General features: G+C 35.7%; 22 protein-coding genes and 1 pseudogene. 14 read left to right on the top strand and 9 right to left on the bottom strand.

The window, feature by feature from the left end; all coding sequences use genetic code 11:
* Positions 1-89: 89 nt before the first annotated feature.
* From scpB to VCM44_RS10435, 3 genes are read right to left on the bottom strand one after another with little or no spacing between them, the layout of a single operon-like run.
* Positions 90-1,619 carry an SMC-Scp complex subunit ScpB gene (scpB, locus tag VCM44_RS10445; RefSeq protein WP_334678751.1) on the bottom strand — a complete coding sequence of 510 codons (1,530 nt, stop codon included), beginning with the start codon at positions 1,617-1,619 and terminating at the stop codon, positions 90-92.
* Positions 1,620-1,640: 21 nt separating this feature from the next.
* Positions 1,641-2,537: a segregation and condensation protein A gene (locus VCM44_RS10440; RefSeq protein ID WP_115362084.1), complete on the bottom strand. Its 897-nt coding sequence runs from the start codon at positions 2,535-2,537 to the stop codon at positions 1,641-1,643.
* Positions 2,538-2,562: 25 nt separating this feature from the next.
* Positions 2,563-3,195 (bottom strand): site-2 protease family protein, encoded by a 633-nt coding sequence (locus VCM44_RS10435; protein ID WP_158536875.1) that lies wholly within the window; start codon positions 3,193-3,195, stop codon positions 2,563-2,565.
* Between the two features lie 164 nt (positions 3,196-3,359).
* Here VCM44_RS10435 and VCM44_RS10430 point away from each other — a divergent pair, with 164 nt between their 5' ends.
* The 10 genes and pseudogenes from VCM44_RS10430 to VCM44_RS10390 all read left to right on the top strand — a co-directional run bounded on the left by VCM44_RS10430 (position 3,360) and on the right by VCM44_RS10390 (position 14,017).
* Positions 3,360-3,770, top strand: a complete 411-nt coding sequence (locus VCM44_RS10430) for an NUDIX domain-containing protein (RefSeq protein WP_115362087.1) — start codon at positions 3,360-3,362, stop codon at positions 3,768-3,770.
* Positions 3,758-4,714, top strand: coding sequence for a hypothetical protein (locus tag VCM44_RS10425; protein WP_334678750.1), 957 nt, complete (start codon positions 3,758-3,760; stop codon positions 4,712-4,714). The genes VCM44_RS10430 and VCM44_RS10425 overlap by 13 nt, the downstream gene beginning before the upstream one ends.
* Positions 4,711-5,679, top strand: a complete 969-nt coding sequence (locus VCM44_RS10420; RefSeq protein WP_334678749.1) for a hypothetical protein — start codon at positions 4,711-4,713, stop codon at positions 5,677-5,679. The genes VCM44_RS10425 and VCM44_RS10420 overlap by 4 nt, the downstream gene beginning before the upstream one ends.
* Positions 5,680-5,814: 135 nt before the next feature.
* Positions 5,815-6,027: a hypothetical protein gene (locus VCM44_RS10415; RefSeq protein WP_115362092.1), complete on the top strand. Its 213-nt coding sequence runs from the start codon at positions 5,815-5,817 to the stop codon at positions 6,025-6,027.
* A gap of 8 nt (positions 6,028-6,035) precedes the next feature.
* A complete protein-coding gene (locus tag VCM44_RS10410) occupies positions 6,036-6,236 on the top strand; it encodes a hypothetical protein (protein ID WP_115362094.1) in 201 nt (66 codons plus the stop codon).
* Positions 6,237-6,353: 117 nt separating this feature from the next.
* Entirely contained in the window at positions 6,354-7,106 is a 753-nt protein-coding gene (gene trmB, locus VCM44_RS10405) for a tRNA (guanosine(46)-N7)-methyltransferase TrmB (protein WP_115362096.1), read from the top strand.
* A gap of 21 nt (positions 7,107-7,127) precedes the next feature.
* The gene (gene dnaG, locus VCM44_RS10400) at positions 7,128-9,011 is read left to right on the top strand and encodes a DNA primase (protein WP_115362098.1); all 1,884 of its coding nucleotides are present in this window, start codon (positions 7,128-7,130) and stop codon (positions 9,009-9,011) included.
* An 18-nt stretch (positions 9,012-9,029) separates the two neighbouring features.
* Positions 9,030-9,371: pseudogene (locus VCM44_RS15155) on the top strand (RNA polymerase sigma factor region1.1 domain-containing protein); the annotation flags it as partial.
* Positions 9,345-10,781: an RNA polymerase sigma factor RpoD gene (gene rpoD / locus VCM44_RS10395; protein WP_233500263.1), complete on the top strand. Its 1,437-nt coding sequence runs from the start codon at positions 9,345-9,347 to the stop codon at positions 10,779-10,781. The pseudogene VCM44_RS15155 and the gene rpoD, both read left to right, overlap by 27 nt.
* A gap of 104 nt (positions 10,782-10,885) precedes the next feature.
* Positions 10,886-14,017, top strand: coding sequence for a DEAD/DEAH box helicase (locus VCM44_RS10390; protein WP_334678748.1), 3,132 nt, complete (start codon positions 10,886-10,888; stop codon positions 14,015-14,017).
* Here the strand turns inward: VCM44_RS10390 and VCM44_RS10385 are convergent.
* Positions 14,010-14,750 carry an inositol monophosphatase family protein gene (locus VCM44_RS10385; RefSeq protein ID WP_115362104.1) on the bottom strand — a complete coding sequence of 247 codons (741 nt, stop codon included), beginning with the start codon at positions 14,748-14,750 and terminating at the stop codon, positions 14,010-14,012. The two genes, VCM44_RS10390 and VCM44_RS10385, sit on opposite strands and share 8 nt — an antisense overlap.
* 2 nt (positions 14,751-14,752) lie before the next feature.
* A complete protein-coding gene (locus VCM44_RS10380) occupies positions 14,753-15,637 on the bottom strand; it encodes an aldose epimerase family protein (RefSeq protein ID WP_158536876.1) in 885 nt (294 codons plus the stop codon).
* A 357-nt stretch (positions 15,638-15,994) separates the two neighbouring features.
* On the opposite strand from VCM44_RS10380, the gene VCM44_RS10375 reads away from it, so the two are divergent.
* From VCM44_RS10375 to VCM44_RS10365, 3 genes are read left to right on the top strand one after another with little or no spacing between them, the layout of a single operon-like run.
* Positions 15,995-16,939: a methylenetetrahydrofolate reductase gene (locus tag VCM44_RS10375; protein ID WP_115362108.1), complete on the top strand. Its 945-nt coding sequence runs from the start codon at positions 15,995-15,997 to the stop codon at positions 16,937-16,939.
* A gap of 1 nt (position 16,940) precedes the next feature.
* A complete protein-coding gene (gene metH / locus VCM44_RS10370) occupies positions 16,941-20,624 on the top strand; it encodes a methionine synthase (protein ID WP_334678747.1) in 3,684 nt (1,227 codons plus the stop codon).
* A gap of 8 nt (positions 20,625-20,632) precedes the next feature.
* Positions 20,633-21,613, top strand: a complete 981-nt coding sequence (locus VCM44_RS10365) for a glycosyltransferase (RefSeq protein WP_334678746.1) — start codon at positions 20,633-20,635, stop codon at positions 21,611-21,613.
* 15 nt (positions 21,614-21,628) lie between these two features.
* Here VCM44_RS10365 and VCM44_RS10360 read toward each other — a convergent pair whose 3' ends face one another.
* On the bottom strand, positions 21,629-23,341 hold the full coding sequence (locus tag VCM44_RS10360) for an ABC transporter ATP-binding protein (protein WP_334678745.1): 1,713 nt from the start codon (positions 23,339-23,341) through the stop codon (positions 21,629-21,631).
* A gap of 69 nt (positions 23,342-23,410) precedes the next feature.
* On the opposite strand from VCM44_RS10360, the gene VCM44_RS10355 reads away from it, so the two are divergent.
* Entirely contained in the window at positions 23,411-23,821 is a 411-nt protein-coding gene (locus tag VCM44_RS10355) for a hypothetical protein (protein WP_334678744.1), read from the top strand.
* Here the strand turns inward: VCM44_RS10355 and VCM44_RS10350 are convergent.
* From VCM44_RS10350 to VCM44_RS10340, 3 genes are all read right to left on the bottom strand, one after another.
* Positions 23,818-25,404, bottom strand: coding sequence for an amidohydrolase (locus tag VCM44_RS10350; protein WP_334678743.1), 1,587 nt, complete (start codon positions 25,402-25,404; stop codon positions 23,818-23,820). The two genes, VCM44_RS10355 and VCM44_RS10350, sit on opposite strands and share 4 nt — an antisense overlap.
* 180 nt (positions 25,405-25,584) lie before the next feature.
* Entirely contained in the window at positions 25,585-26,079 is a 495-nt protein-coding gene (locus VCM44_RS10345) for a hypothetical protein (protein WP_120404112.1), read from the bottom strand.
* 9 nt (positions 26,080-26,088) lie between these two features.
* On the bottom strand, positions 26,089-26,394 hold the full coding sequence (locus tag VCM44_RS10340) for a hypothetical protein (protein WP_115362122.1): 306 nt from the start codon (positions 26,392-26,394) through the stop codon (positions 26,089-26,091).
* Between the last annotated feature and the right edge of the window lie 45 nt (positions 26,395-26,439).

The raw sequence follows: 26,439 nt of genomic DNA, 5'->3' as shown, positions 1-26,439 counted from the left end.
TTAAAAGGTTATAAAGAAAAAGCTTACGCATAGATAGAACTAAACGTAAGCTTTTACAAGTATTTAAGTAATTATTTCTTGATTATATATTACTCAGGACGTGAGTCTGAATCTTCTAAGTCCTTGTTATTTAAGAAATCAAGGTCCAGATCCAAATCACGGGCCCCATTAATTAAATTCTGAGTTGTTTCATTGATGCTATCATCAAGGTCAACGGCCATCTCATCTTGAGGTAGTGAAGTCTCTCCACCAAAAAGTTTAGAGAAGGCATCATCAAGGGCCTGGGCCAGCTCATTGGCTTCATTGTCCGTTTTCGTTTCATCAATAATTGCAATTTCTTCAACTTCTTCAACTTTCTTCTCAGTTGATTCAGGAGTTAAGATTGCTTCGGCCACTTCACTAAGGGCCTCATTAACAGAATCTTGAGCTTCAACTTCTTGTGCCTCAATCTCAGACTCATCTTCATTATTATCTTCAAATTCTATTGGCTCATCTTTTATGACTTCACCAGAATCTAGATCGATCATTTCAAAGTCATCTTCCTCTTCTTCAGGTACATTAAATGGACCTTTAGAAAGGTCTTCAATAACTTCAGGACAAGTAATGGCCGTGAATATTTCAGAGCTAGCTGACTCTTTATTAGCACCAGTAACAAGAGAATTATCAAGATGTTGCTCAAGTAGGTCAAAGGCAGTTAGAGATACTTCATCTCCTTCCCCTTTTTTACGTTTTCTTTCTTGAACTCTAAGTGATTTTGTAAATGCTGTTTCAGAATCAATCGACTTAATTGATGCTGCAATATTATCAAGTTCTTCAATTTCATCTTGGTCAAAGCGCGACTTAAGGTCAGCATTAACAAGAGTTTTAATATCTTCAATTTTCCCCACACCTTGAGTAGCAATTTCAGATAGCTCGTGCTCAGGTGGTAGTTGATCAATATTTGCAAGATTAAATACTTCTAAAAACTCTGGAGTCGTTCCATAAAGAACTGGTCTACCGACTTCATCAGAGCGTCCTGCAACTTTAACAAGTCTCTTATCCATAAGTCCGCGCACAATATGAGAACTATCAACACCACGGATCTTTTCAACTTCAATTTTTGAAACTGGCTGCTTATAAGCAATAATAGCGAGTACTTCAAGAGCTGTTGGAGATAAAACAAGCTCGTTAATTTTAAATAAATCTTGAACATATTTAGAGAAAGTTGCTTTCGTTCTAAATTGATAACCATTAGCAACTTCTTGCAGTCGAATACCATGATGCTTTAACTCGTATTCTTCCTGAAGTCTTGAAATTGCTTCGTGAACTACTCTCAGTGGAATATCATCATCAATTAGAGCCTTAATCTTCATTAATGGAACAGGCTTATCGCTCATGAAAACAATTGTTTCAATTGCACCACAAATTGTCTCTTCATTAAGGCCAGTTCTCGCCTTCCAAAGCTTATCTTCTTGAAGTTTTTCATCTGCAAAGTCTGACTCTAATTTTAAGTATTCTTCTGGATACTCAAGATCATCATCTGAAGGCATAAGGGCCATCTCAAGCTCTTCAAGCATCTCTTCATCTGTCGATACAAACTCTAAGTTTAAATCTTCATTCATTGTGTTGTTTTCCATCATAAATCTCTCTAAATATGTATGCTATTGTTGTATTGCTTGTTCTAGTTCTTGAGCATCAATTTGCTCAGCTGTATTTTCATCTTCAAAGCCATCTGCCTGAGTTACGTCAAAGTCATCGAGTGATCTAACAACATCAACATAGACTTGACCAAAGTTTTCATTTTGAAAAATCTCTAGTCGCTTAAGTCTTGCTAGCTCTAATAATGAAATAAAAGTGATAACAACGTTATCAATCGTATTCTTACCATCGGCCGAAACTTTTGCAGTACTCTCACCAGTCGTTGTTGCAATTCGACTATTACTATCGTTTTCTAAAAGCTCTTCCAAATTAGTTTTCTGACCAACTGATAAATAACTCTTTAAGAATTCTAGTTTTTCTTTAATCGATAAACGATCTCTTTTAACAACCGTGTACTTACGATTTTGACGGAAAATAAAGTCAATCATCGTATCAGTTAACTTCTCGAGATCCATTGGTGTAAGAATTGAGTTTACAATCTCTTTGCGATTAATCTTTGGCTTAACAAAGATATCAACACCTTTTTGTGGTAGCTCCATCAGGCGTTGTCCCATTTTTTGATAAAGAGCTAACTCCTCAAGGCGGCGAACAAGTTCTGCATGAGAAGTGATATTAAGAGAGCCTTCTGCTCCCAATTGATTGTGCAGTTTTGCCTGCTCTTCTTCTGTGACGGCATTCTTAGATTTAAGTAAAACAAGAGTTGCAGCTAAGAATAAATAATCACCTGCAATATCGAAGTTTAACTCTTTCATATTTGCAAGATAATCCAGGTACTGCTTTGTGATCTTTGTAAGATCAAGCTCCTTAATTGACATCTGCTCCTTCTGAATTAATAGAAGAAGTAGAGACAAGGGGCCATCAAACGTATCCGTTTTAACCTTAATCGTTGTGTCTAACATGTGTTAATCCCTCAAAATCCTATTGCTAGGAAAGAATAGCTGCAAAACCATTCATTAAAATCAATCCAAGCCCCATTACTGGTCGAATCACATAGCCTAAAATTGGTGTAAACCAAAGTACTAGGATGAAAACGAAGCTAAATCTTTGGAGCTCTTCATATTTGCGTGCTGTATTGTAGTCTAAGTATGCTGCTACCATCTTTGAGCCATCTAATGGCGGAAATGGAATCAAGTTGAATACTGCTAAGACGACATTAATCATTACAGAGTATTCAAGCATTTGTATGAATTGTGATTTCAGTGAGAATGTTGCAGGAACATAGGCGTAAACCATTCCAAAAAGAAGAGCAGAAAACACCATCAGCAATAAATTTGCTCCAGGGCCTGCAAAGCTAACCCAAAAAAGTCCTGACTTAATATTTTTAAAGCGGCGAACATCCACAGGAACTGGTTTTGCCCAACCAAATGGGATCCATCCAGCAAAAATAGCAACAAGTGGAAAGATAACTGTTCCCACAAGATCAATATGTGGAGCTGGATTTAAAGTTAAGCGCCCAAGTCTATCGGCCGTATCATCTCCATATCTCTTGGCCATCCATCCGTGACCAAACTCATGAAACGAGATTGCCAGTAAGAAGCCTGGTAAGGCCAACGTCAATTTATTTATTATCTGCATTAAATCCATCGCAATAATCTACCAAAAACCACGGGAATCGACAAAAAATTGCGACGCAAAATGAACGGAATGTAAGACAAATTAAAGAAATTTACCCATTTTTTGCCCAAGCCACTGTAATTTCAAAATTTTGCTATAATAAAGATATGAATTCACTGCATAAAAAAGTCCAAATTATCACTCTGCACAAAGAGAAAAAGGCCCTCCTTCTCCTTGAGATGAAAGCCGATCGAGGATTTGGTTGGCAAAATGTAACAGGATCTGTTGAGTCTGGAGAAGATATTTTCACTGCGGCCAAAAGAGAACTCTTAGAGGAAACGGGAATTGAGGAAGCTGAATTAGTTCAACTCTCCCAAGAATTTAAATTTCATGATCGCTGGGGAAAGGATGTTATTGAATATTGTTTTGCGGCCCTCACTAACAAGGATGAAATAACAATATCAAAAGAAGAACACCAAGGATTTAAATGGCTTCCTATAAACGAAGTCCAATCCAAAGATTTTAAATACGAAAGTAATTTTCTAGCATTTCAAGAGGCCATAAATTGTCTAAGTTAATTCTTCTCCAATTATTGATGACTACTCTTTTCTTTTCAAATGCAAGCCATGCAAATGAAGAGAAGCTCTTTAACGACCTACTAGAGCTTGGTCGAGAAGATAATGCTCAAAAAATCAACTATCGTAAGCGCTTTAAATACACTAAGAATAATTTCAAAGTACGTACATTTCGAAGTGTTATTTTAAAGAACTCTCTTGTTGAAAACCTAGAGGGAACAAAGTTTTACCGAGTACCAAAGAATACGATTATTCGTACACAAGAAATAAGACCAGGATCAAAATACTATTACCTTGTTCCTAAAAGCGGTGAAATGAAGGATGTTAAATATGTCACACAAGGACAAAATTTAAACCACTTAGAGAATATTCTCACCTTCCATGAGAAAACATTTAAACCCTTTAATCGAGATAAATTTAAGGCCGTGGAATTTGATAAAAAACAGATCCATACCTACTTACACCTTCAAGCAGGAGTTGGTTCTTCATCGCCTAATTTCTTCACAGATGGCCTATCTCTTAATGCTACAAACTTCACTCTTGAAGCAGGTGTCGAGACATTTAAGGACCTTCCAGTATTTGTAAACTTCGAGTACCTCTCACAAAATAGCGGACAAGAAGTTCAATTTAATACTTACTCTATAGGCTTAAGAATTGAATACCGATATCGTATTAACGATGATTCATTTATTACGGCCGGACTTGGCGCCAATCGTTCACTATATTCTTCGGCCGAAGTATTTGGTCAGTCAGTAGACCACTCTCTTGACTCATTTGGGGCCAACTTTAGCTATAATTACAAAAGTTATTTCTTAAATTTTGACTTAAAAATACAAACATATACATTTGATGCAAATGTCTTCTTTCCAAATACATCACTTACTGATGATAATTCAGCGACAATGCTAAGTCTCAGTATAGGAAAGGAGTTTGAGGTTTCCATATGATAAAAGTATTCCTAATACTCTTACTGACTTTTAATACTCTTGCAACTCAAGGAATTATACGAGTTCATGAAGCACCAGTTGTAAGCGAGCCCAATGCTAGTGGAAGAATTCTTATGCGCATCAGAAAGGGTGACAGTGTTTATTTACATCCGAACTATCTAAATAATGAAAACTATTATGTTACGTTAACGAGAGATGGACGAAAGGCCTATATTAGGAAAGACTTCATTAAGCTGGTATTAAATAATGACTCAGAGGAAATTGGAAACACAATCTATGTAAAGAACGACCCAACTGATTATGTAATAGATGAACCAATTCCTGATGAATATCCCCTAAAAGGCCATCCTACAAACCGGGCCCAAGTGGACCTCATATTTAAGCAAGGGCCAACTTCGCGTTACGGCTACACCTCTCAAGTTCAAAGAGAGAGCAATGGTTTTGAGGGTAGTCTAAATATCAAATACTTAAGACCTGCAAGCTTTGATGACGAGAACCGCCTCTACTTTGGCTTCTATGGTGGTATCTCAACAGGACAGAGTGAGTATCAGTTAAATGGAGATATTTTTACGAAAGAAAGTAGTTCAATTTTTACATTAGGGCCTGTTGTTTCATACACCTTTCATAAAAGACAATACTTTGAAATCGAATCGATGCTTCAAGTAGGTGTTAATTATCAAAGACGTTTTATTTCTCAGGATGACCAGACAAATTCCATTGCTGAAGAGAAGTTATTTTCTGGCATGATGTTCAATATTCGCCTTGCAGTTAATCTATCTCATAAAAGAGCATTCAGCTCAAAACACACCTACTTCTATCACGGCCCAGTGATTGATATTAAGCTTCCATCAACACTTGACTCTGATGCTCAGTTTACTCATGGGCAACTATGGTCCTCACCTTCCGTTTCAACAGAGCTTGAAGGAACCTTTGGCTATAATGTCGGAATCACCTATCGTTACTAGGGTTTAGACGACCTAGGTAGTTTTTTCCCCGTCTAAAAGAAAGCTCATATATTTTTAATTAATAAATTTAAGTGTCGATATAGTTAGTGTCATTGTTTTAGCAAGGATTGCTAAGCATAAATCAGGAGGAAGATTATGACAGTTTCATACAAAGGCACAGAAGTACTATTCCAAAAATTAGGTAATAACTGGTTTATTTTCGCTGAGATTAACGATGAGGTTGTTTACTCAACGATGCCAGACGGAATGGATCCTTATTCAACAAAACTAGAACTATATGAAGTAATTGAAGATCACATGAAAAGAGTATCATCAATGAAAAAGAGCTCAGCTGAAGCTGCAGCTTAGGATATCCAATGGGTGTAAAAAAATACACAAATTTATACATGGGTGCTCGCTCACACGAGCATGAAGCACCCACTACATCAAAAGAGCACAATAAGCAGCAAGACAAACTTGAGATCGAACAATTGAAAAAAGCTATTGCTGATCGATTCAAAGATCCAGAACAAGTCAAAAAAGCTGCACGCATTATTGAAGAAATGCTCAATCGCTAAGAATTCAATAAAATTCTCTTAATCCAAGTATGTAGAATCTCTTAATAGAGCCTATAATACCTTGCCTGAGCGACTTGAATTTGATAACTAGGTGCAATAATCATTTAGGAGTTCAAGTTGCCAGTAAAATCAGACGCTCAAGAAGCGACAAACGATCCATTTGCTTATGAACAAAATAAGGATAAGTCTTTTTCAAAAGACTTCCAATACAAGCATCGTAATCCATACCACGATAAACTAACTGAATTTAGTGAGTTCGTTCTTCGAGATGAAGAGGCCGAAGAATACCAAGGGAAATGGAATAGCGAAGTTTTCAAACAAGATGGTGAATTATGTCTTGAGATTGGATCTGGTTACGGACACTTCATGCTCCAATACTGTGACTCATATCGCGACCAAAACTTTGTCGGACTCGATTATCGTTTTAAGAGAAGCTACGCCCTAGCAAAGAAATTAAAATCACTACCATATAGAAATTTCAAATACTTAAGAGCAAAAGGTGAAAGAATTGAGCATCTTTTTGCTGAAAACGAGCTTGATAAGGTTTTCTACTTCTTCCCTGATCCATGGCCGAAGGCACGTCATCACAAGAAGAGACTTTTTCAACTTCCTTTTTTAGAGAGAGCTTACAAAGTTATCAAGCCAGGTGGATACTTCTTTGTTAAAACAGATCACGATGGATATGCTGAGTGGATGAAGGAAGTTATTGAAAAACAGGATCTATTTGAACTTGAATTAGAAACTAAAGACCTTTGGAATGATGCTCCAGATCACTTACTTTGCCAATTTAAGACGAAGTTTGAGAAAATATTTATCGAGCAAGGTGTAAATATTAAAGCTTTTGTTCTAAAATCCAAAAAAGCAAATTAATTAGCTAGGTTAGTCACACACATGTCTTTACAACAACTGCGCGAAAAAATCGTCAACGAGATCCCGATTTCAGATTTAATCGAGCGCTATGGTGTGCACTTAGTTCGAAAGGGAAATAATCTCTATGGAGTCTGCCCTTTCCATGATGACACAAACCCTTCTATGTCTGTCGTCAACGATAAACGAATGTATAAATGCTTCTCATGTGGAGCCGGTCACAGTCACTTTGATTTTGTTATGAACCTGCAAAGCATGGAATTCATTGAAGCAATGAAGGATATATGTGACAAATTTGGAATTGATTTTGACTCTTACACAAATAAGAAAGAGAAATCCAAAGAGTTCATTTATGCTGAAAAACTACTTAAGGTGGCATCAACTATATATTTTCAATCTGGCCGAAACCTCAAGCCAGAGCAGTATCTAGACTTTCTAAAAAATCGTCACTTGAGTGATGAAATTGCTGACCTCTATCAACTAGGGTTTGCTCCAAAGAAGAATAGTGTCTATGACTATGTATGCTCTCTTCCCAAAAAAGACCGAAATGAAATTCTTCAAACGGCCTTAAAAATAGGAATTATTAAACACAATAAAGATAATGGGTCCCATTATGATACTTTCAGGGAGCGCATTATGTTTCCTATTTGGGACCACTACGGTAAAGTTATTGGCTTCACAAGCCGAAGAATTCACGAGTATCAACACGCTAAGTACATGAATTCTATAGAATCGTTCATATTTAATAAGAGAAACCTACTCTATGGCCTCCATCTTGCAAAATCTTTCATTAGAAAGCGCGATAGCGTTATCGTCGTAGAAGGAAATATGGACCAAATTGCAACTTACAAGAAAGGATTCGAAAATAGCGTTGCTATCATGGGTACGGCCCTTGGTGACAATTCCCTGCGTACACTAAAGTCTATGACGAAAAATATTTATCTTGCTCTGGATAATGATGAAGCAGGATATAAAGCATCGCAAAGAACAAACCGCCAATTCTTGGAACACGGTATTTTACCTAAGTTTGTCGACTTATCTCCACATAAAGATCCTGATGACTTTCTTGATAAAGAAGGTACTCTTGCTTTCCAAGATCGAATTGATAATGCCCAGGCCTTTATTGACTATGAATTTAACAAGTTGCTTCCTCAGCGACCAATAGAGATTCTCGACGAAAAGTTAAATCTTCTTAAACAAGCCTTTGATATTGTTTCACCTCTTGGCAATGACCTTAATGCCAATGAAAGGCTTGTCTCATGGGCAAAGAAACTTGGCCTAGAGTCTAGTAAAGAGAGTATTCTCGATAACTATGGACAATTCTTAAAAGATTCGAAGAGCTCAACTTTTCAACCTAAAATTACTAATCAAAATACCCCGCAAGAGGAACCTCCTGCATACGATGAAGATTATATGGCAAACTTTGTGGAAGACTCTGCAAACGGGATGCCAAGTTACCCTGAAGAAGAGGATAAGATTTCCAAAACAGAGGAAACTTTATTGCTTGCTATCATTGAACATCCGGATTGCCTTGAGTATGATGAAATGACCGATCTACTTGATTTTATGCAGTCAGATAGGGTAAAAGAATATATTTTGAATCTAAAAAATTTAATCTTTGAGATAGATCAGAGGGAATTTAAAAACTTTGCACTTTCGAGTTCTTCCGAATACGGCCTTGAAGAAATTATCAAAAAAGGCATTATAAAAAATAAAGGAATCCAACTAGAAAAAGAGAAAGCTGTAAAAATAATTAATGACCTTCGAAAAAAATTAATTAAAGAAAATCTTAGAGAAAAAAGACAACTCCTAAAGTTAAAAAGAAGTGAGATAAAAACTCAATCTGAATTAACTGAGTTGTTAAAAGAGATTCACGACATCGAAAAAAAGTTATTTACTTTGAAGTAAAAATTGGAGAAACCGAACATGTCAAGTGCTGCACAATTTTTAAAATCAAAGGGGTTTGAAAAACTTATCTCTAGAGGTAAGGATCAAGACACCCTGACTCCAGAAGAAATCAATGATGCGATTCCAGCAAGTATCATTGCTCCTGAAGAACTTGACCTCATCATGCTTGCTATCAACGAAGCTGAAATCGAAATTACAGAGCAAGAATTTGAAGAAGAAGATGAGGGGATCAAACTTGATGGTACAGAAATTATCGAAGAAACACTTTCTAAAGAAGAGAAAGCTGAACTTAGAAGTGCCTCAACTGATCCAGTAAAATTATATTTAAAGAGAATGGGATCTGTCGCTCTTCTAACAAGAGAAGGCGAAGTTGTAATTGCAAAAGAAATTGAAGAAGGTGAAAGAGAAATTATTCTTTCATGTCTAAAGTCTTCACACGCAATCGCAGAGATCATCACTCTAAAAGATCGTATTACTGAACTAGAAAACCCGACAGAGTTTGTTAGAGAGCTTGTACGTGGTCTTGATGACGAATCAACTCAAAAAGATGTTGATAAAGTTAAGAAGACAATCATCAACCTTTGTGATGAATTAACAAGTATCTACAATGAAAACGTTAATGAAGATGATGGAACATTTGAAAAATTCTCTAAATCAGAGAAAGAAAGAATGGACCGTATTGCAACAGATCTTGCTGATCTAACTTTCAATAGAAAAATCATTAATAGCTTTGTTGAGCCAGTTAAGAAATACTATCTACAATTTAAAGACCTTTACGAACAACAAGATCGTATCTTTAAATTCCTTGAAGTAGAGACAATTGAAGCATACCGTGAACTTCATGAGAAGATTATGGAAGACGATGCATTTAAACGTGCATTTGCAAAAGAGCTTTTCACAACAGATGCTAAAGTAGAACAACTTGTTCGTAACCAAGAAGATATCCTTAGAAAACTAAGAAGATTATCTCAAGAAGCTGGAATGAGCTTTGATGATATCGAAACAGTTTATAAGATTATCACTAATGGTGAAGAAAGAGCTGACCGCGCGAAAGCTCAACTTGTTGAAGCCAACTTAAGACTTGTTGTTTCAATTGCTAAGAAATATACAAACCGTGGACTACAATTCCTTGACCTAATTCAGGAAGGAAATATTGGTCTAATGAAAGCAGTTGATAAATTTGAGTACCGTCGTGGTTATAAGTTCTCAACTTATGCAACTTGGTGGATTCGTCAGGCAATTACTCGTGCCATTGCTGACCAAGCAAGAACAATCCGTATCCCAGTTCACATGATTGAAACGATTAACAAGATGGTTAGAACTCAAAGACAACTTATCCAAGAACTTGGGCGTGAGCCAACTCCAGAAGAAATTGCTGAGAAAATGGAAATGCCAGTTGATAAGGTTAAGAAAGTTCAAAAGATCTCTAAAGAGCCAATTTCTCTTGAAACTCCAATTGGAGAAGAAGAAGATTCATCTCTTGGAGACTTCATTGAAGACAAGAAGATCATTTCACCTGCCGATGCTGTAATGAGTATTACATTATCTGAGCAAACTCGTTCAGTACTTTCAACTCTTACACCAAGAGAAGAAAAAGTTCTTAGAATGAGATTTGGTATTGGTGAAAAGTCAGACCACACTTTAGAAGAGGTTGGTCAAGACTTCTTCGTTACTCGTGAGCGTATTAGACAAATTGAAGCAAAAGCGCTTCGTAAGCTAAGACACCCATCGAGAGCAAAACTTCTAAAATCGTATATCGAAAATAGTTAAGTATTTTAGGCCCCTATTCAGGGGCCTTTCTTTTTAACAGAACAATGACTATTACATTCTCTAATTTTACGTTATAATAAGACTTTTAAAGATAAAGCTTATTTATGACACAAGAACCTGGACTCGATCTAGCAAAAAAATATTTTACGACGTTGGCCATTTCTAAGGCCAGAAAACTTCTCGGCTATGGAAAAGTATCCCTTTCATTTAAGAAAGGTAGTCTTGATGGTTACCTCATCACAACAGGAATCATTAAAGAAGATCGTCCTTACGAATCGAAAGTCGTCTATAAAAAACGTCTTGAAGGTACTGATGAGCCACCTCTTTCAACCACTTGTGATTGTTTAGAGTGGACAGCTGAGAAACATTGCCATCATACTGCGGCCCTATTTATGTATTATATGGCCACTTCTGGCGACCAAAGTGACAATAGTACACAACTTCCCCCAATTGGAGGATATGGTGTCTACCCTCTTGAGTACGGAACTATTATTAATGGCCCGCATGAATTAGAAAATGCTCCACATGGGCCAACATATTCAACTCTTAATTATTCACTTACTAATAAGAAGACGATTGAGTTTCCAATTCCTGAAACATTGAATGGAAAACTTGTCTTTAATATCGCTCCTAATAAAGAGCAGCGAATTGATTTTCAAGATGACTTAAAGTCTAGTATTCGCTTTGCTATTAAAGATGACGATAAAACCCATCGCAATATAAGCGTTTTTGAAAATCTTTATCTCTTTAACTGGGATACTGGTGAACTCTTCTCTCTTCCAAGTGAAGTAAGAGAATTTGTATCATCTCTAAGATCTAATATTCACTCTTATAAAATTGATGATGCACTAAATCTCGCCTACTCAGAAAGATTAAAAAAGTATATTTCCTTTGAAGTAGAAGGTAATGAATTTGATATTAATGAAATTGAGTCTCCTGATTTAAGAGTTTATATCAATAACTCTCAAAGAAAGGGATATAATAACTTTTCTGTAGAGTTCTTTAATAAGGAAGATAAGAGAACAAGACCACCACAATTCTTCTCTTCCCTTACTTTTGAAGGTGGATACCTCGATTTATTTAGAAAGAAAAGTGAAGCATATAACTTCTTAAGAGAAGTTCAGCACTATTTTGAAACAGGTGTTGATGGTTATAAGAAATCTCTTTCTGGTAAGAGTAAAAAGTCAGCTTGGATTCGTATCATCTCTGAAGTTGTAAGCAAAGAATATACACTTAGCTTTGATCATGAAAATCATAAACTCTATAAATATGACAATAAACTTCAACGATTAATTTTTAAAATCATGGTTACAGAGTTTGGAGATCATTTTTTCCGCTACTCTTATCATTATAGAGATAGTAACGAAGTTATTTTTCAAGTTTCCATGTCTCAAATCACTCAAGGACTTTCAAAACTATTTAGTGTGACTAAACCTTATGGTGTTGAGATCTTTTACGATAATAATGAACTCAAAAGCTGGAACTCTCGTATTCGCTTTGAAAGAAAGCAAATTGGACGTTCAGGCTGGTTTGATCTCGAGCTTGAGATCGATGAGCTCGATCAAGATGTTATAAAGAACGTCGATCTAGAAAATAATATCGCCATTACAAAAAGTGGTGTCGTCCTTTTAAATAATGAGCAAAAGGATCTTTTAAAATTTGTTCAAAAATATACAAAGTTTGAAGCAAAAGAAGAAATACAGGAAGGTAAATTCAAAAAATTCATCCTACCATTTTCTCGCGCAAGAATATTTGAACTTTTTGAACTCAAAAAGATTGGGCTTGAGGGAGCTCTAACAGATGAAGAAGTTGCACTTTGTGAACGTCTACAAAATCTTGAAGGAATCCCTGATTACCCACTATCAAAGCACTTTGATGATATTTTAAGGCCATACCAAAAAACAGGATATAATTGGCTAAACTTTCTTTATGAAAATAAGCTTGGGGCCTGTCTTGCCGATGATATGGGTCTTGGTAAGACTATTCAGACAATTGCTTTTATCGATAGTATCTATGACGAAATCGATAAGGTTCTAATTGTTTGCCCTGTCTCTCTCCTACTGAACTGGGAGAATGAGTTTAAGAAATTCTCAAATATTGATGTCCATATTTATCATGGCGCAGATAGAGAGCTTCCAGAAGATGGTAAAGCAAAAGTTATTCTAACTTCATACGGTATCTTAAAGAGAGAGCTTGAAGCTGAATTTGAAGAAACAAATTATGATATTCTGGTTCTTGATGAAGTCCAGCATTTAAAGAATATGAGATCTCTCGGTGCTCATTCAGCTAGAAAGATTAAAGCAAACTTTAGAGTTTGCCTCACAGGTACCCCTGTCGAAAATGATTTGGCAGAATTCTATAATATTATCGACTTAAGTATTCCTGGAATTTGGGGAGATCTACGATTTATAAGATCGAGCTCAACACCTAAGTCACGAGTATATGCTAGAAAAACAGCTGCACCTTTTATTCTTAGACGAACAAAGAGCCAGGTTCTGACAGACTTACCTCCGAAACTAGAAAATAATGTTCTCCTTAGCTTCAATGATGAGGAAGAAGAGTTTTATAAGAATAAACTTCAGTCAATTAAGAACAATATTAATAATGCTCCAAAGAATAAGAAGTATGGTGAGATTCTAAAAGGTCTTCTCGAGCTTAGACAAAGTTGCCTTTGGCAAAATCATTCGAATAAGATGACAAAAAATATTCGAAGCTTGGCCTCTACTAAAGTAGACTATCTCATTGAAAGTTTAGAGCAAATTGTTGAAGAAGGTCATCAAGTCATTATCTTCTCACAGTTTACAACATATCTTGATATCATTGGCTCGGCCTTTGACGAGCAGACTTGGAAGTACTCTAGAATCGATGGCTCTCTTAACGTAAAAAAACGTCAAGCGGCAGTTGATGAGTTCCAAAGTGGAAAAACGAAGTTATTTTTAATCTCTCTTAAAGCCGGTGGTGTTGGTCTAAACCTAACAGCAGCAAGTTATGTATTCATAATGGATCCATGGTGGAACCCAGCAGTAGAATCTCAGGCCATTGACCGAGCTTACCGTATCGGTCAGAAAAATACTTTAAACGTTTTTAGGCCAATTATTAAAGGCTCTGTTGAAGAGAAAGTCTTAAAGTTACAAGAAATCAAAAGAGAGCTATTTAAAGAACTTCTTCCTGAAGATGAAGATGAGTTATTTAGCGGTAAATTAACAATGAAAGACTTTGAAGAGCTCTTTAACTAGACTTCAAGCGCTCAATTTCTTCATGGACAATATCTTTTAGCTCATCACGGCAAAAAATAAATGGCCCATTAAGCTTCTTGTCTGCTAGATCAGTGATTTCATCAGAATAAATTCCTCTAGAATGACATATCACTACTCCAGCGGCGATATCCCAAATATTCTTATCGCGAAATGAGATGACACATTCACATGCGCCTGCGGCAAGAAGTCCAAGTTTAAAAGCGATTGAGCCGAGTGGAGCAATACGGAAATTCTTCGAGAAGTCCTTCTTATATGCACCCTTCTCCCACTCTGAACGAGAAATCATTATATTTATAGCATCAGCATGAGCATGTCGACTTCCCAATGGAAACTTCACATCACTTGTAATTTCAAACCCTGTAAATGGATTATAGATCCAGCCAAAGTTTCTTTCATCTTTGATATCTGCCGAATACAATATCGCCATCGAAACTGCACATTCACCATAACCTTTGGCAAACTCACGTGTTCCATCAATTGGATCAAGCACAATGACAGGAAATTCAAAACGCTCCTGATCTTCTTCTGAAAAAAAATTATAATTATGACCAGACTCTTCAAAGACCTTCTTTATATAGTCCGAAACAAAAATATCAAATTCAGTAACAATACTCTTATCTGCTTTTCTTTCAATGGACATATCGCCCCAAGACAAGCTTTCTAGTTTATTGTGAATACCTTCTTTTATTTTATCTAATTCATTTCGATACATATCTACCTTATGTGAAAGACGATCTCATGCTTAAAAGTTTTTTCTTGTTCAAGATCAACAAGTCCTTCTTTCATATAGAAATCATTATTTGAATCTAGAGCATCAGTAACTCCAAATGCTGGTGAAATACGAACAAATTTTGCACCTGGATAAGTCCATATCGATAGATATGGTATATTACCAAAGTCTATATTTACTGATTTTTCATTAACTAAGTTCTTAAGAGTAACATTTGAAGAAATAATGTCCTTAAAGACCATCTCTTCGCCTCTGAAGTTCTCTTGATTAACAAAAATCCTTCGATTATTCATAATCTTCTTATTATCAGCATCATGAAAATTAACGAGATCATTTTCTAAAAAGTAAGCTCCTCTTTCTTCTTCACGATCTAATTCGATAAAGCAGTCTTCGACACTTTCATACCCTAATGGGAGATTGAATGTAGGCCCAAATCCAAGGGAGAAGAACATCTCTTTCTTATCTAGATTTTTAATAACAAATGAAACAGTAAGTTTTGGCCCATAGACCATATAAGTTATTTCTATACTATAACGAAAAGGAAAGATAAGCTCTGTGTCATTAGTATTTGTGTGGACAAAGGTTATGCGATCGCGCCTCTGGTTCTTTACTTCAAATAGAAGCTCTTTTAAATAACCATCCTTTTGCATGCGATAATACTTACGGCCAAGCCAGTATTGATCATCCTTAAGCTTTCCTACTATTGGAAATTGAATTTGAGGCTTCCATGGATGTAAAGTAGGATGCCCCTGCCAAAGGTATTCAACATTTGACTCGAGGTCAAAGATAGAAAGAAGTCCCGCCCCAAGAGACGATACTGATACGCGAATAAATTCACTTTCTAAATGGTATACTTGATTCTCTTCCATCGATGAATCCTCACTTATTACTATCATATCAGCTTTTCTTTCAACATGAAACTCATAAACCCCTGATAATACTTATATTATTCCAATATGAAATCACCTCTGCATTCCAAATAGAGAAAATATACGAAATCGAAGAGTCCTTAGATAAAACATCTTCAACAAATTGATGGATTTATTTAAATAAATTTTCCCTCATTCGTCCTGCCTCAATAGTCTAAAAATTCAAATTACTCAGATTCATTCGAATTAACCTAAGGCCTCAAAACTTGAGGCCCCTACCTTCCCTTAAAGCTTTATTTATCGCTTATAAATGATTAAAATAAGGTTTCACAACAAACACATAGGGATTTAGATTTAATGAAAGTAATTGAACACATCGATAAGGCCACAAGTCCATTATTTAGTTTTGAAATTGTTCCTCCACCAAGAGGAAAGAATATTTCTGCAGTAACTGATATTGTAAAAAAACTTTTACCATTCAATCCTTCATGGGTTGATGTAACAGCTCATTCCGCTGGTGCATATTATAATGAAAAAAGTGATGGTTCTGTTGAAAGAAAAATCTATAAAAAACGTCCAGGTACTGTTGGTATTTGTGGAGTTATTCAAAATCGCTTTAAGATCGATACTGTAACTCACCTTCTCACTCAAGGCTTCACTAAAGAAGAAACCGAAGATGCTCTAATCGAACTTAACTACCTAGGGATTCACAATGTATTAGCATTGCGAGGCGATGCTCTTAATTACAATAAGAAATATGATCTTTCTCGAAAGAGAAATTTCTATGCCAAAGATCTTGTTGAACAAATAAGTGATGTAAATAAAGGTGTATACCTCGACGATATTTCAAATAGTTTTCCACTAGACTTCTGTGTTGGAGTTGCTGGATACCCAGAGAAGCATTTCGAGGCTCCTAATCTTGCAACAGATATCCATTACTTAAAACAGAAAGTAGATGCTGGTGCTGATTATATTGTAACTCAGATGTTTTTTGATAATAGCAAGTACTTTGAATTTGTTGATAAGTGTCGCGAAGCAGGCATTACTGTTCCAATCGTACCGGGAATAAAAGTTATTAAGAGAATGAATCAATTCTCAAATGTCCCTCGTCACTTCTACGTTGATTTTCCTGATGAATTTGTAGCAGAGGCCCATGAAAACCCTGATCACATTATTGAGATTGGAATCAACTGGGCACGAAAACAAACAGAAGAATTATTAAATGCAAATGTTCCTTCTGTTCACTTCTATGTCATGAATGATTGTGACAATGTATCAAAAGTTTTAAAGGGCCTATACTAAAATGACAAATGTAACTGATATTCGTAGTCAGCTTGAAGACAAAATAAAAAACCGAATTCTATTTCTTGATGGTGCTATGGGAACAATGGTTCAACAATACCATCTAAAAGAAGAAGACTTTCGAGGTGATGTTTTTAAAGATACTAAAATTGATCTTAAGGGAAACAATGATCTATTAAATCTGACTCGTCCTGAAATTATAAAGGAAATTCACCTTAAATATCTCGAAGCCGGTGCTGATATCATTGAAACAAATACATTCTCTGGAACGCGAATCGCACAAGATGATTATAACCTCAGTGAATATGCCTATGAAATAAATGTTCAAGCTGCAAAGATTGCAAAAGAAGCTTGCCTTGAATTTATGGATAAGAATCCTGATAGGAAATGCTATGTAGCAGGGGCCCTTGGGCCAACAAATAAAACGGCTTCGATCTCTCCTGATGTTAATAATCCTGCATTCCGCGGGATTACTTTTGATGAGCTCGTGGATAATTACTACGAACAAACAAAAGGGCTAATTGATGGTGGCGCCGATTTACTTCTTGCAGAAACTTCCTTTGATACTTTAAATCTAAAAGCAGCAATTTTTGCAATGAGAAAGTATCTCGATGACAATAATCTTGATACTCCTATTATGCTTTCAGTTACAATTACTGATGCCTCGGGAAGAACCCTCTCAGGACAAACTGTTGAGGCATTTTGGAATTCAATCGAACACGCAAGGCCATTTAGCGTTGGTATTAACTGCGCTTTAGGTGCAAAGGAGATGCGTCCATATATTGAAGAATTATCAAGAGTTTCAAATTGTTATATCTCCTGCTATCCAAATGCAGGACTGCCTAATCCTCTAAGTGATACTGGTTATGATGAAAAGCCAAATGAAACAGCTTCCCTTCTAACTGATTTTGCGGAGTCTGGGCTAGTTAATATTGTGGGTGGATGTTGTGGAACAACACCAGAGCATATCAATGCAATTTATAATCATTTAAAAGATATTAGGCCTCGTAGTATTCACGATTTACCTGAGACTCAAAGACTATCAGGGCTTGAGCCACTGAATTTAAATCACCATGGGCAAAGACCTTTTATCATGGTTGGAGAGAGAACAAATGTAACCGGCTCTCCTCGCTTTGCTCGATTAATACGAGAAGAAAACTTTGAAGCTGCATTAGATGTTGCCCGCCAACAAGTTGAAAATGGTGCCAATATAATTGATATCAACTTTGACGAAGGTCTTCTGGACTCTAAGGCTTGTATGGTGAAGTTTCTAAACCTTATCGCTTCTGAGCCAGACATCTGCAAAGTACCAATTATGATCGATTCTTCAAAATGGGAAGTTATCGAAGAAGGCCTAAAGTGTGTTCAAGGAAAAAGTATTGTAAATTCAATCTCGCTAAAAGAGGGGGAAGAACAATTTAAAGAACATGCTAAGAAGATCCTTCAATATGGAGCTGCCGTTGTTGTTATGGCCTTTGATGAAAAAGGACAAGCTGCTTCAAAAGAAGAAAAAGTTTCAATCTGCCAAAGAGCATTCAAGATTCTAACAGAAGAGGTTGGTTTTCCAGCAACAGATATCATTTTCGATCCAAACGTTCTAACTGTTGGAACAGGAATTGAAGAACATAATGATTACGCAATTAACTTCATCGAAGCGGTACGAGAAATAAAAGAGACTTGCCCTGGTGCACTTACGAGTGGTGGGATATCAAATATTTCATTTTCTTTCCGAGGAAATAATGTCGTTCGCGAGGCAATGCATAGCTCTTTTCTCTATCATGCAATTAAAGCAGGTCTTGATATGGGGATTGTTAATGCTGGAATGCTTGAAGTCTATGAAAATATTAAACCTGAGCTATTAGAAAAAATTGAAGACGTTCTCTTTAATCGTAAAGAAAATGCAACAGATGAACTAATAGACTACGCCGAACAATTTAAAGGCGTTAAATCAAAAGCTAAAGAAGATGACTTATCTTGGCGTGAAGGCACTCTTCAAGAAAGAATCTCTCACTCTCTTGTAAAAGGGATTGGAAAGTTTATTGAAGAAGATGTAGAGCAAGCAAGACAAGAGCTAGGCTCACCTCTTGATGTTATCGAAGGCCCATTAATGAATGGTATGGGTATTGTTGGAGAACTTTTCGGTGAAGGGAAAATGTTTCTCCCACAAGTAGTTAAGAGTGCTCGAGTCATGAAACAAGCTGTCGCCTATCTTGAACCATACATGGAAAAAGATAAGGAAGGTAAAAGTAAGAAGAATACTTTTGTTATCGCAACAGTAAAGGGTGATGTTCACGACATCGGTAAGAATATTGTTGGTGTTGTAATGGCCTGCAATGGATATAACGTTGTCGACCTAGGTGTTATGGTAAGCTGTGAAGATATAATAAAGGCAGCAAAAGAACATAATGCAAAAATCATTGGCCTTAGTGGTCTGATTACTCCTTCACTTGATGAAATGATCCATAATGTTGCAGAATTTAATCGTCAAGGACTTGAAACACCAGTTCTAATTGGTGGTGCCACAACAAGTAAGACACACACTGCAGTAAAAATTGCACCAGAATGTACAAGTCCAGTCGTTCATGTAGGAGATGCATCTCAAACAGTTGGAATATGTAACAGCTTATTAAATGAAAAGCTTCGCGAAAACTTTATTAAGGATCTTAGAGATAATCAAAAAAGAACAAAAGAATATTTTGAAAATAAAAAAGACTCTGTTCAGGCGACAATACCTCTTGAGGAAGCACGTAAGAGAAACCGCATTAATCCAGAGGATACCTTTAAGGAATTTACCCCTCCGTATATCGGTGAAAGAAAGTTCGACGATATTGAAGTAAAAGAAATTGCCAAGTATATTGATTGGTCTCCTTTCTTCTGGACTTGGGAACTTAAAGGAATTTATCCAAATATTCTCTCTCATAAAGATTATGGTGAAGAAGCTAAGAAGTTATATCAAGAAGCACAGGATATTCTCGATGATATTATCGATAATAATCGTTTCAAACCCAAAGCCGTTCTTGGATTCTGGCCAGCATATTCAAAAGAGGAGGAAGTAATCCTTCTCGATGAAAATAAGAATGAATTTGGTACTTTTAATTTCTTACGCCAACAAAAAGAGAAAACACAAAACAATCGACCTTATTTATCTCTAGCAGACTACATTCTTCCTAAAGGAGATAAACAAGACTATATCGGGTCTTTTGTCGTTACAATTGGTAAAGAGGTTGAAGAGTATGCAAAAACTTTTGAAGACAAAGGTGATGACTATACTTCAATTATGGTTAAGGCCGTTGGAGATCGCTTAGCTGAAGCTTATGCTGAACTAATCCACGAAAGAGCACGTCAAATGTGTGGAATTGAAAAAGAGCGAGAACTCTCACTTGAGGAGCTTATAAAAGAAAAGTATACAGGAATTAGACCTGCCGCTGGTTACCCTGCTTGCCCAGATCACACTGAAAAAAGTAAAATCTGGGAATACCTAAAGGTTGAAGAACATACTGGTGCAATCTTAACTGAAAGCTATGCGATGTATCCAGCGAGCTCAGTATCAGGCTACATCTTCTTTAACCCTGGCGCAAAATACTTTAATATTTTGAATATTGCAAAGGACCAAGTTGAGTCTTATGCCAAACAAAAAAATCAGAAAGTAGAAGAAATTGAAAGATGGCTAAGGCCAATTCTATAGGAATTAATATGCACGTTTGTATTCATCATCACACCGCTCTTCCAATCAAAACATATGGTGGTGTCGAAAGACTTGTTTTTTGGCATATGAAAGAACTCATTAAGTTCGGACATAAGGTTACATTTATTGGACCAGCAGAGAGCCAGGTTACAGAATACGGTATTCAACATATACCTTGGTCAAAGAAAGATAATTGGCAACAACTTGTACCTGATAACACAGATGTTATTCATCAATTTTTCAATGATGATATAAAACTTGATATTCCTTATTTAATTAATATTGGAGGTAATGGTTTTCCTGGTGAAAAGTTTGATCTAAACACTGTTTTTGTTTCCAAGTCCCATGCAAGGAATCATGGATCAACAAGCTACGTAAACAACTGCCTTGATATGGAAGAGTATCCTGCCATCTATAAAGAAAAAGAGATAAAAGATATTAAGAATCTTCTATTTCTAGCAAAAGCATCTTGGCGAGTTAAGAATTTAAAACAATCAGTAAAGATAGCAAGACAGACAAATAAGCATCTTCATATTTGTGGCGGTGGTTCAAAATTATTTGGTTGGCATCCTCTCATTCATAACCATGGAATGGTAGGTGGACAACACAAGCTTGATCTAATGCGCGAATGTGATGCACTCTTGTTTGCAGTTCGCTGGCACGAGCCTTTTGGACTAGCAATTATTGAGGCCATGACTCAAGGTCTACCAGTATTTGGCTCAAGTTTTGGCTCACTTCCTGATTTAATTGTGGAAGGTACAGGAAGAACATTCTATTCTCATGAAGAGATCATCGAATACTTTAATACAACTAAAGACATTTATGATCGTGAATATATTAGAAATTATGCTTTAAAAAACTTTTCCATGGAAAACTTCACAAATGACTTCTTAGAAAAGTATAAAATTGTCATGTCTGGTGAAAAGCTAAATAAAGTGGCTCCAGAGTGGATACACCCATTTAGAGCAGGAAAAAGGCTACCATTCTAGGTAGCCTTCGCTATCTTAAGATCTCATACTTAATTCATATAGTTTTTTGTACTCACCACCTAAGGCCATCAGTTCTTCGTGACGTCCCTGCTCAATCTTTTGTCCATCTTTTAGAACAATTATTTTATCGTAATTTTGAATTGTTGAAAGCCTATGAGCAACTGCAACAACTGTCTTATTCTTTGCTAGATCATTTAATGATTCTTGAACGACTTTTTCAGACTCATTATCTAAGGCAGAAGTAGCTTCATCAAATAAAAATACATCATTATCTTGAAGATAAGCACGGGCTATCGTTAACCTCTGAGCTTGACCTCCTGAAAGCCTTACTCCTCGATCACCTATAATAGTCTCAAGCCCTTCAGGTAGTTCATTAATATAATCTGTTGCATGAGCAACCTTAAGTGCTTCCTCCAACTTCTCTTCCGATACATCTTTATCTAACATCAGGTTTTCTCTGATTGTAGTGTTAAATAAGAAAATATCCTGAGAAACAAGGCCAAAGTATTCGCGCAAGCCTTTAAGTGTAAAGTCAGAAGAGTCAACTCCGTCAATCTTATAACTTCCCTTTTTAACTGGATAAAGGCCTAAGAGAACATTAATCAAGGTCGATTTACCTGATCCAGAAAGTCCAACTAACGCTACTTTCTCACCTTTTTCAATATCAAAGCTTAAGTTATTAATGACCTGGTTATCACCATACGAGAAGTCTAAGTTTTTGAATGAAATTCTTTCTTTTAACTCAAAGTTTTCTTGAGTTCCAGGATCAGCTTCATTTTCAACTTTTAAAAACTTAAAAATTCTTTTCTCTGCCGCTTGTGCCTGATTAATCTTCAAGTTTCCGTCATTAGTTTTTCTAATCGGATCTTGAATCATTGCCATGATACCAATAAAAGTAATAAAGTCTCCCGTACTCATTGAACTTCCAGAAATCTTAATCTGAGCAAAAACAATAACGGCAGAAAGAGTTAAAGTTGTAATAAATTCAACTAGAGGATGAGAAAACTGCCTCATCACTTCTGCTTTCATTTGAAATTCAAAAAACTCTCTCTGATAACTTTTGAAAAAATTTCTTGTATAGTCTTGAAGATTGAAGGCCTTGATAATTTTTTGTCCACCAACACCTTCACCAATAATATGAGTCATGTCAGATAAGCGCCTTTGAACATCTTCTTGATGAGCACGTACCCTTTTTCCAAAGAATGTAAAAACAAAGAGCATTAGAGGTAAGATTGCAAAAGTAACTAAAGTTAGTTGCCAGTCGATATAAAATGCATAACCAAGAAGTACAATCAGCGTCACTGGTTCACGGACCATAGTGATAATCCCACTAATCCCCTGAGAGTAGATCATTGTATCATTTAAGATTGTTGAAATGACATCACCCTGCTTTGTTGTTGTATAAAATGAGATTGGAATATCTTGGATTTTTGAATAAATCTTCGTTCTAATCTCACAGATAGCGTCATTCATTGAATATTCCATCCAATAAAAATGAAAGAATCTTACCGGTAAGTTAATCAAGGCAAGTAAACATAGAAGACCCACAAGACTCAAGATATCTTCCATAGTCGAATCAGGTGATAAACCTTTATTAAATAAAGGACCAATGAGCGCAACTTGCCCACCTTTAATCAAGGCCATTCCAACACCAAAGAGCATACTTCCGATAACTCGTAAGCGATGGCGATGTATCAATGGCCATATATTTTTAATAGTTTCAAACATGTAAAACCCTTGCTAAATTATAAATAGATAACTTCGTTAGTTTAGAACAAAATTATTAATTTGCACACCATGTTAGGTACTATGACTGAAAACTATTTCCAAAGACTCAGGGCACAATACCCAATTAGCTTTTTATCTGATGAAAGGCTGGAATTATTACTAAATAATATAAGAAGCGAAGATGAATTAAAAACAATCTTTAGTTACCTACAAAAGCATCTAAAGTCATCGCCGAATCATAAAGAAAATGGAGAGCTCCTTTTTTCTTATATTGATAAAACTCAATACTCTGTTCGTGAATGGATTGAAGCTATAATTCTATTTGATAATTGGTTAGAAAATCAAGGCCGAAAAACTGACTTCAAAAAAATGATTGGATATATTGAATGTTCAACAATGTCTCCGGAAAATAAAATGCTAAAATATAATTTAAAAGAGCTCGTTGAAAAAATGCTCAACGAATTTGGATTCGTTGGTTAATTTTTTGAATAGACTACTTTTCCATTTTTAATTGTCTCAATTACTTGAATATCCTTAATTTCATCACCTGTTATCCTCATCGGATCCTTATCTAGAATGACATAATCCGCTAAAAATCCAACCTTGATTTTCCCCTTTCTTTCTTCTTCAAATACTTGATAAGCTGGCCCAGTTGTCAATCCCTGTAATGCGGTATACATATCGACACGTTGTTCCTCACCTAAAATAACTCCTTCTCGTGTTTTCCTTGTAGTAGCTGTCCAAAGAATAAAAAATGGATCCAGAGGAGTTACATTAAAGTCAGAATGATTCGAGTATATTAACCCTTTATCAACAGCGGCCTTTATTGGGCTTATAAAGCTTGCCTTAGATTTCCCAATATTCTTAATATGAACATCTCCCCAAAAAAATGTGTGATTAGTAAAATAAGATGGAGTCAGACCTAATTTTACATATTCATCTAATTGATCAGGACGCTGAAATTGAGAATGAATAACGACAAAGCGTCGATCATTTGATGCATCTATACCGGAAAATTTTGTTGCCTCAATAACTTCATCAATAGCAGCATCACCATTAGCATGGGTGAAGATCTGAAGGCCTTTATCAGAAAATAATTTAAAAAGATTCAAAAACTCATCTTTTTTTAATATTCCTTCTCCGTGCCAATGTCTCTGACCTCCTGGACCTCCAGTAAGGTACTCATCACTGATAAATGCTGTTTTTCCCTGAGGTGACCCATCTTGTAGCATTTTGACTCCCTGAAACTTAAGGTGATTTTCATATTTTCCAAATATAAAATCATCTTTATCAAACCATTTTTCATACTCAGTAAATACAGGAAGGGCCACAAGATCTAGATAAAGACTTTTATTCTTTGCAGCTTTTTTAAAAAATTTAATATCTTTTGCTAATGTTGCACCATCCTGCATATGTGTATAACCGAATGAAGCATATAACTGTTGTGACTTATCAAGAAGCTTGAGCATATCCACTTCGGACATCGGAGGCAACTTATCTAAAACAAGAGAGAAGTAGGCTGTCTCCATTAAAAGACCAGTTGGCTCATTTGAATCATTTAAGCGCGCAATGACTCCACCTGACGGTGTTTTCGTTTCATTATTAATATTGGCCCAACTTAATGCCTTTGAATTTAGAACAATCCCATGCCCAGAGACATGTATTAGCATTACTTTATGTTCAGGAAGAACCTCATCTAAGTCTATTTTTGTAACATGTCGTTTTTCTAATAAGCCTTCATTATCATAGCCCCAACCAACAACCCATTCTCCTTTTGGTATTTGATTTGAGCGCTGAAAGTTAACTAATGACTTTTGGATATCCTTTATACTTTCTACATTTCCCACTGGAGGTATTGAAAGATTTACTTGATTAACCATTTGAATAGCAGCAACAAAGTGCCCATGAGAATCAAGAAAGCTTGGTAACATCGCCTTACCTTCTAAGTTTACTCTATTTGCATCAGGATACTTTTTAAATGCCTCTTTTTTTTCTCCTGTAAAAACTGTTTTTCCACCCTTCTCTACAACAGCTTCAATGTATGCTGGAGACTTCCCATCCATTGTTAGAATCCTCCCTCCAAAGTACAAAGTCTCTTTCTCTTTTGTTTGACAGCTCAAAATTGTAATTATTATTAGGAATATAGGTAAAAACCTCATAAAAAAACCTCGTGAAATGAAATATATAAAGATTATTTCATTTCACAAGGTGACTCAATTAAACATAATTTAAGTTTTCTTATATTATCTCGCTAATTGAAGAGAGCTTTCAATTAAATCGTTATAATTACCGTGTCCCCACATAAGAACCTTTTGTTTTTTTACGATATTTCTTGAGTTTTTCTTATGATTTTTCTGTAAGTCTTCAACGAAGCGATTTAATTGATCAAGCATTGAATTTAATATTAACTCTTCTGTTTTATCGACATATACTTTTTGTAGTTTAAGAGAGCGATTTTCTTTTCTTGTAAAATAATTTTCAATCATTGAATTTGTTACTTCGCGAACTTCTTTTCTTATATTCTCTGGAGAATTCGCAACGACTAAGCTATTTGCATCTTTATTTATATAATAGTGATTCTGATTTCTCGCTAGTATTCCTTTTTTCTTCAAGCGAATACAAAGGGTACCAATCATGGAAATATCAATACCTGTTTCATCAGCGATCTCAAATATTGTTTTTTTACTATTTCCACAAGATTCTAAAATGGCTCTTTCAATCATAAGTAAACGTGTCATATCAGCTCCCTAAGCACCAATTAATTTTCTAAGAAATAATTTATTTTCAATTTCACTTTTAAACTCAATACAATCATTACGACTTAAGCCAAATGAATGCTTTTCTAAGAACTGGATTAATTCTCCAATCTCCGATGAATTCGATTCTAATTTTTCTTTGATAATAAAGTATTCACTGGCCTTTAAATCACACGCACCAGTCATCAAGCGAAATAGTCGTGTTTGTTGAATTTCAAATAAAGCTGATAACTTTTTATAGGTATAATCAGGGTACCTTTTTCTTACTTCATTAAATAATTCGATTTGTTTAGACATCAGTCCTCCTTAGTTAAAAGGAAAGTAAATGTAAGAGATAATTAA

This window comes from Halobacteriovorax sp. DPLXC-1 (assembly GCF_036903125.1).
Taxonomy (GTDB): Bacteria; Bdellovibrionota; Bacteriovoracia; order Bacteriovoracales; family Bacteriovoracaceae; genus Halobacteriovorax_A; species Halobacteriovorax_A vibrionivorans.
This window is presented reverse-complemented; position numbering and strand designations above follow the sequence as displayed.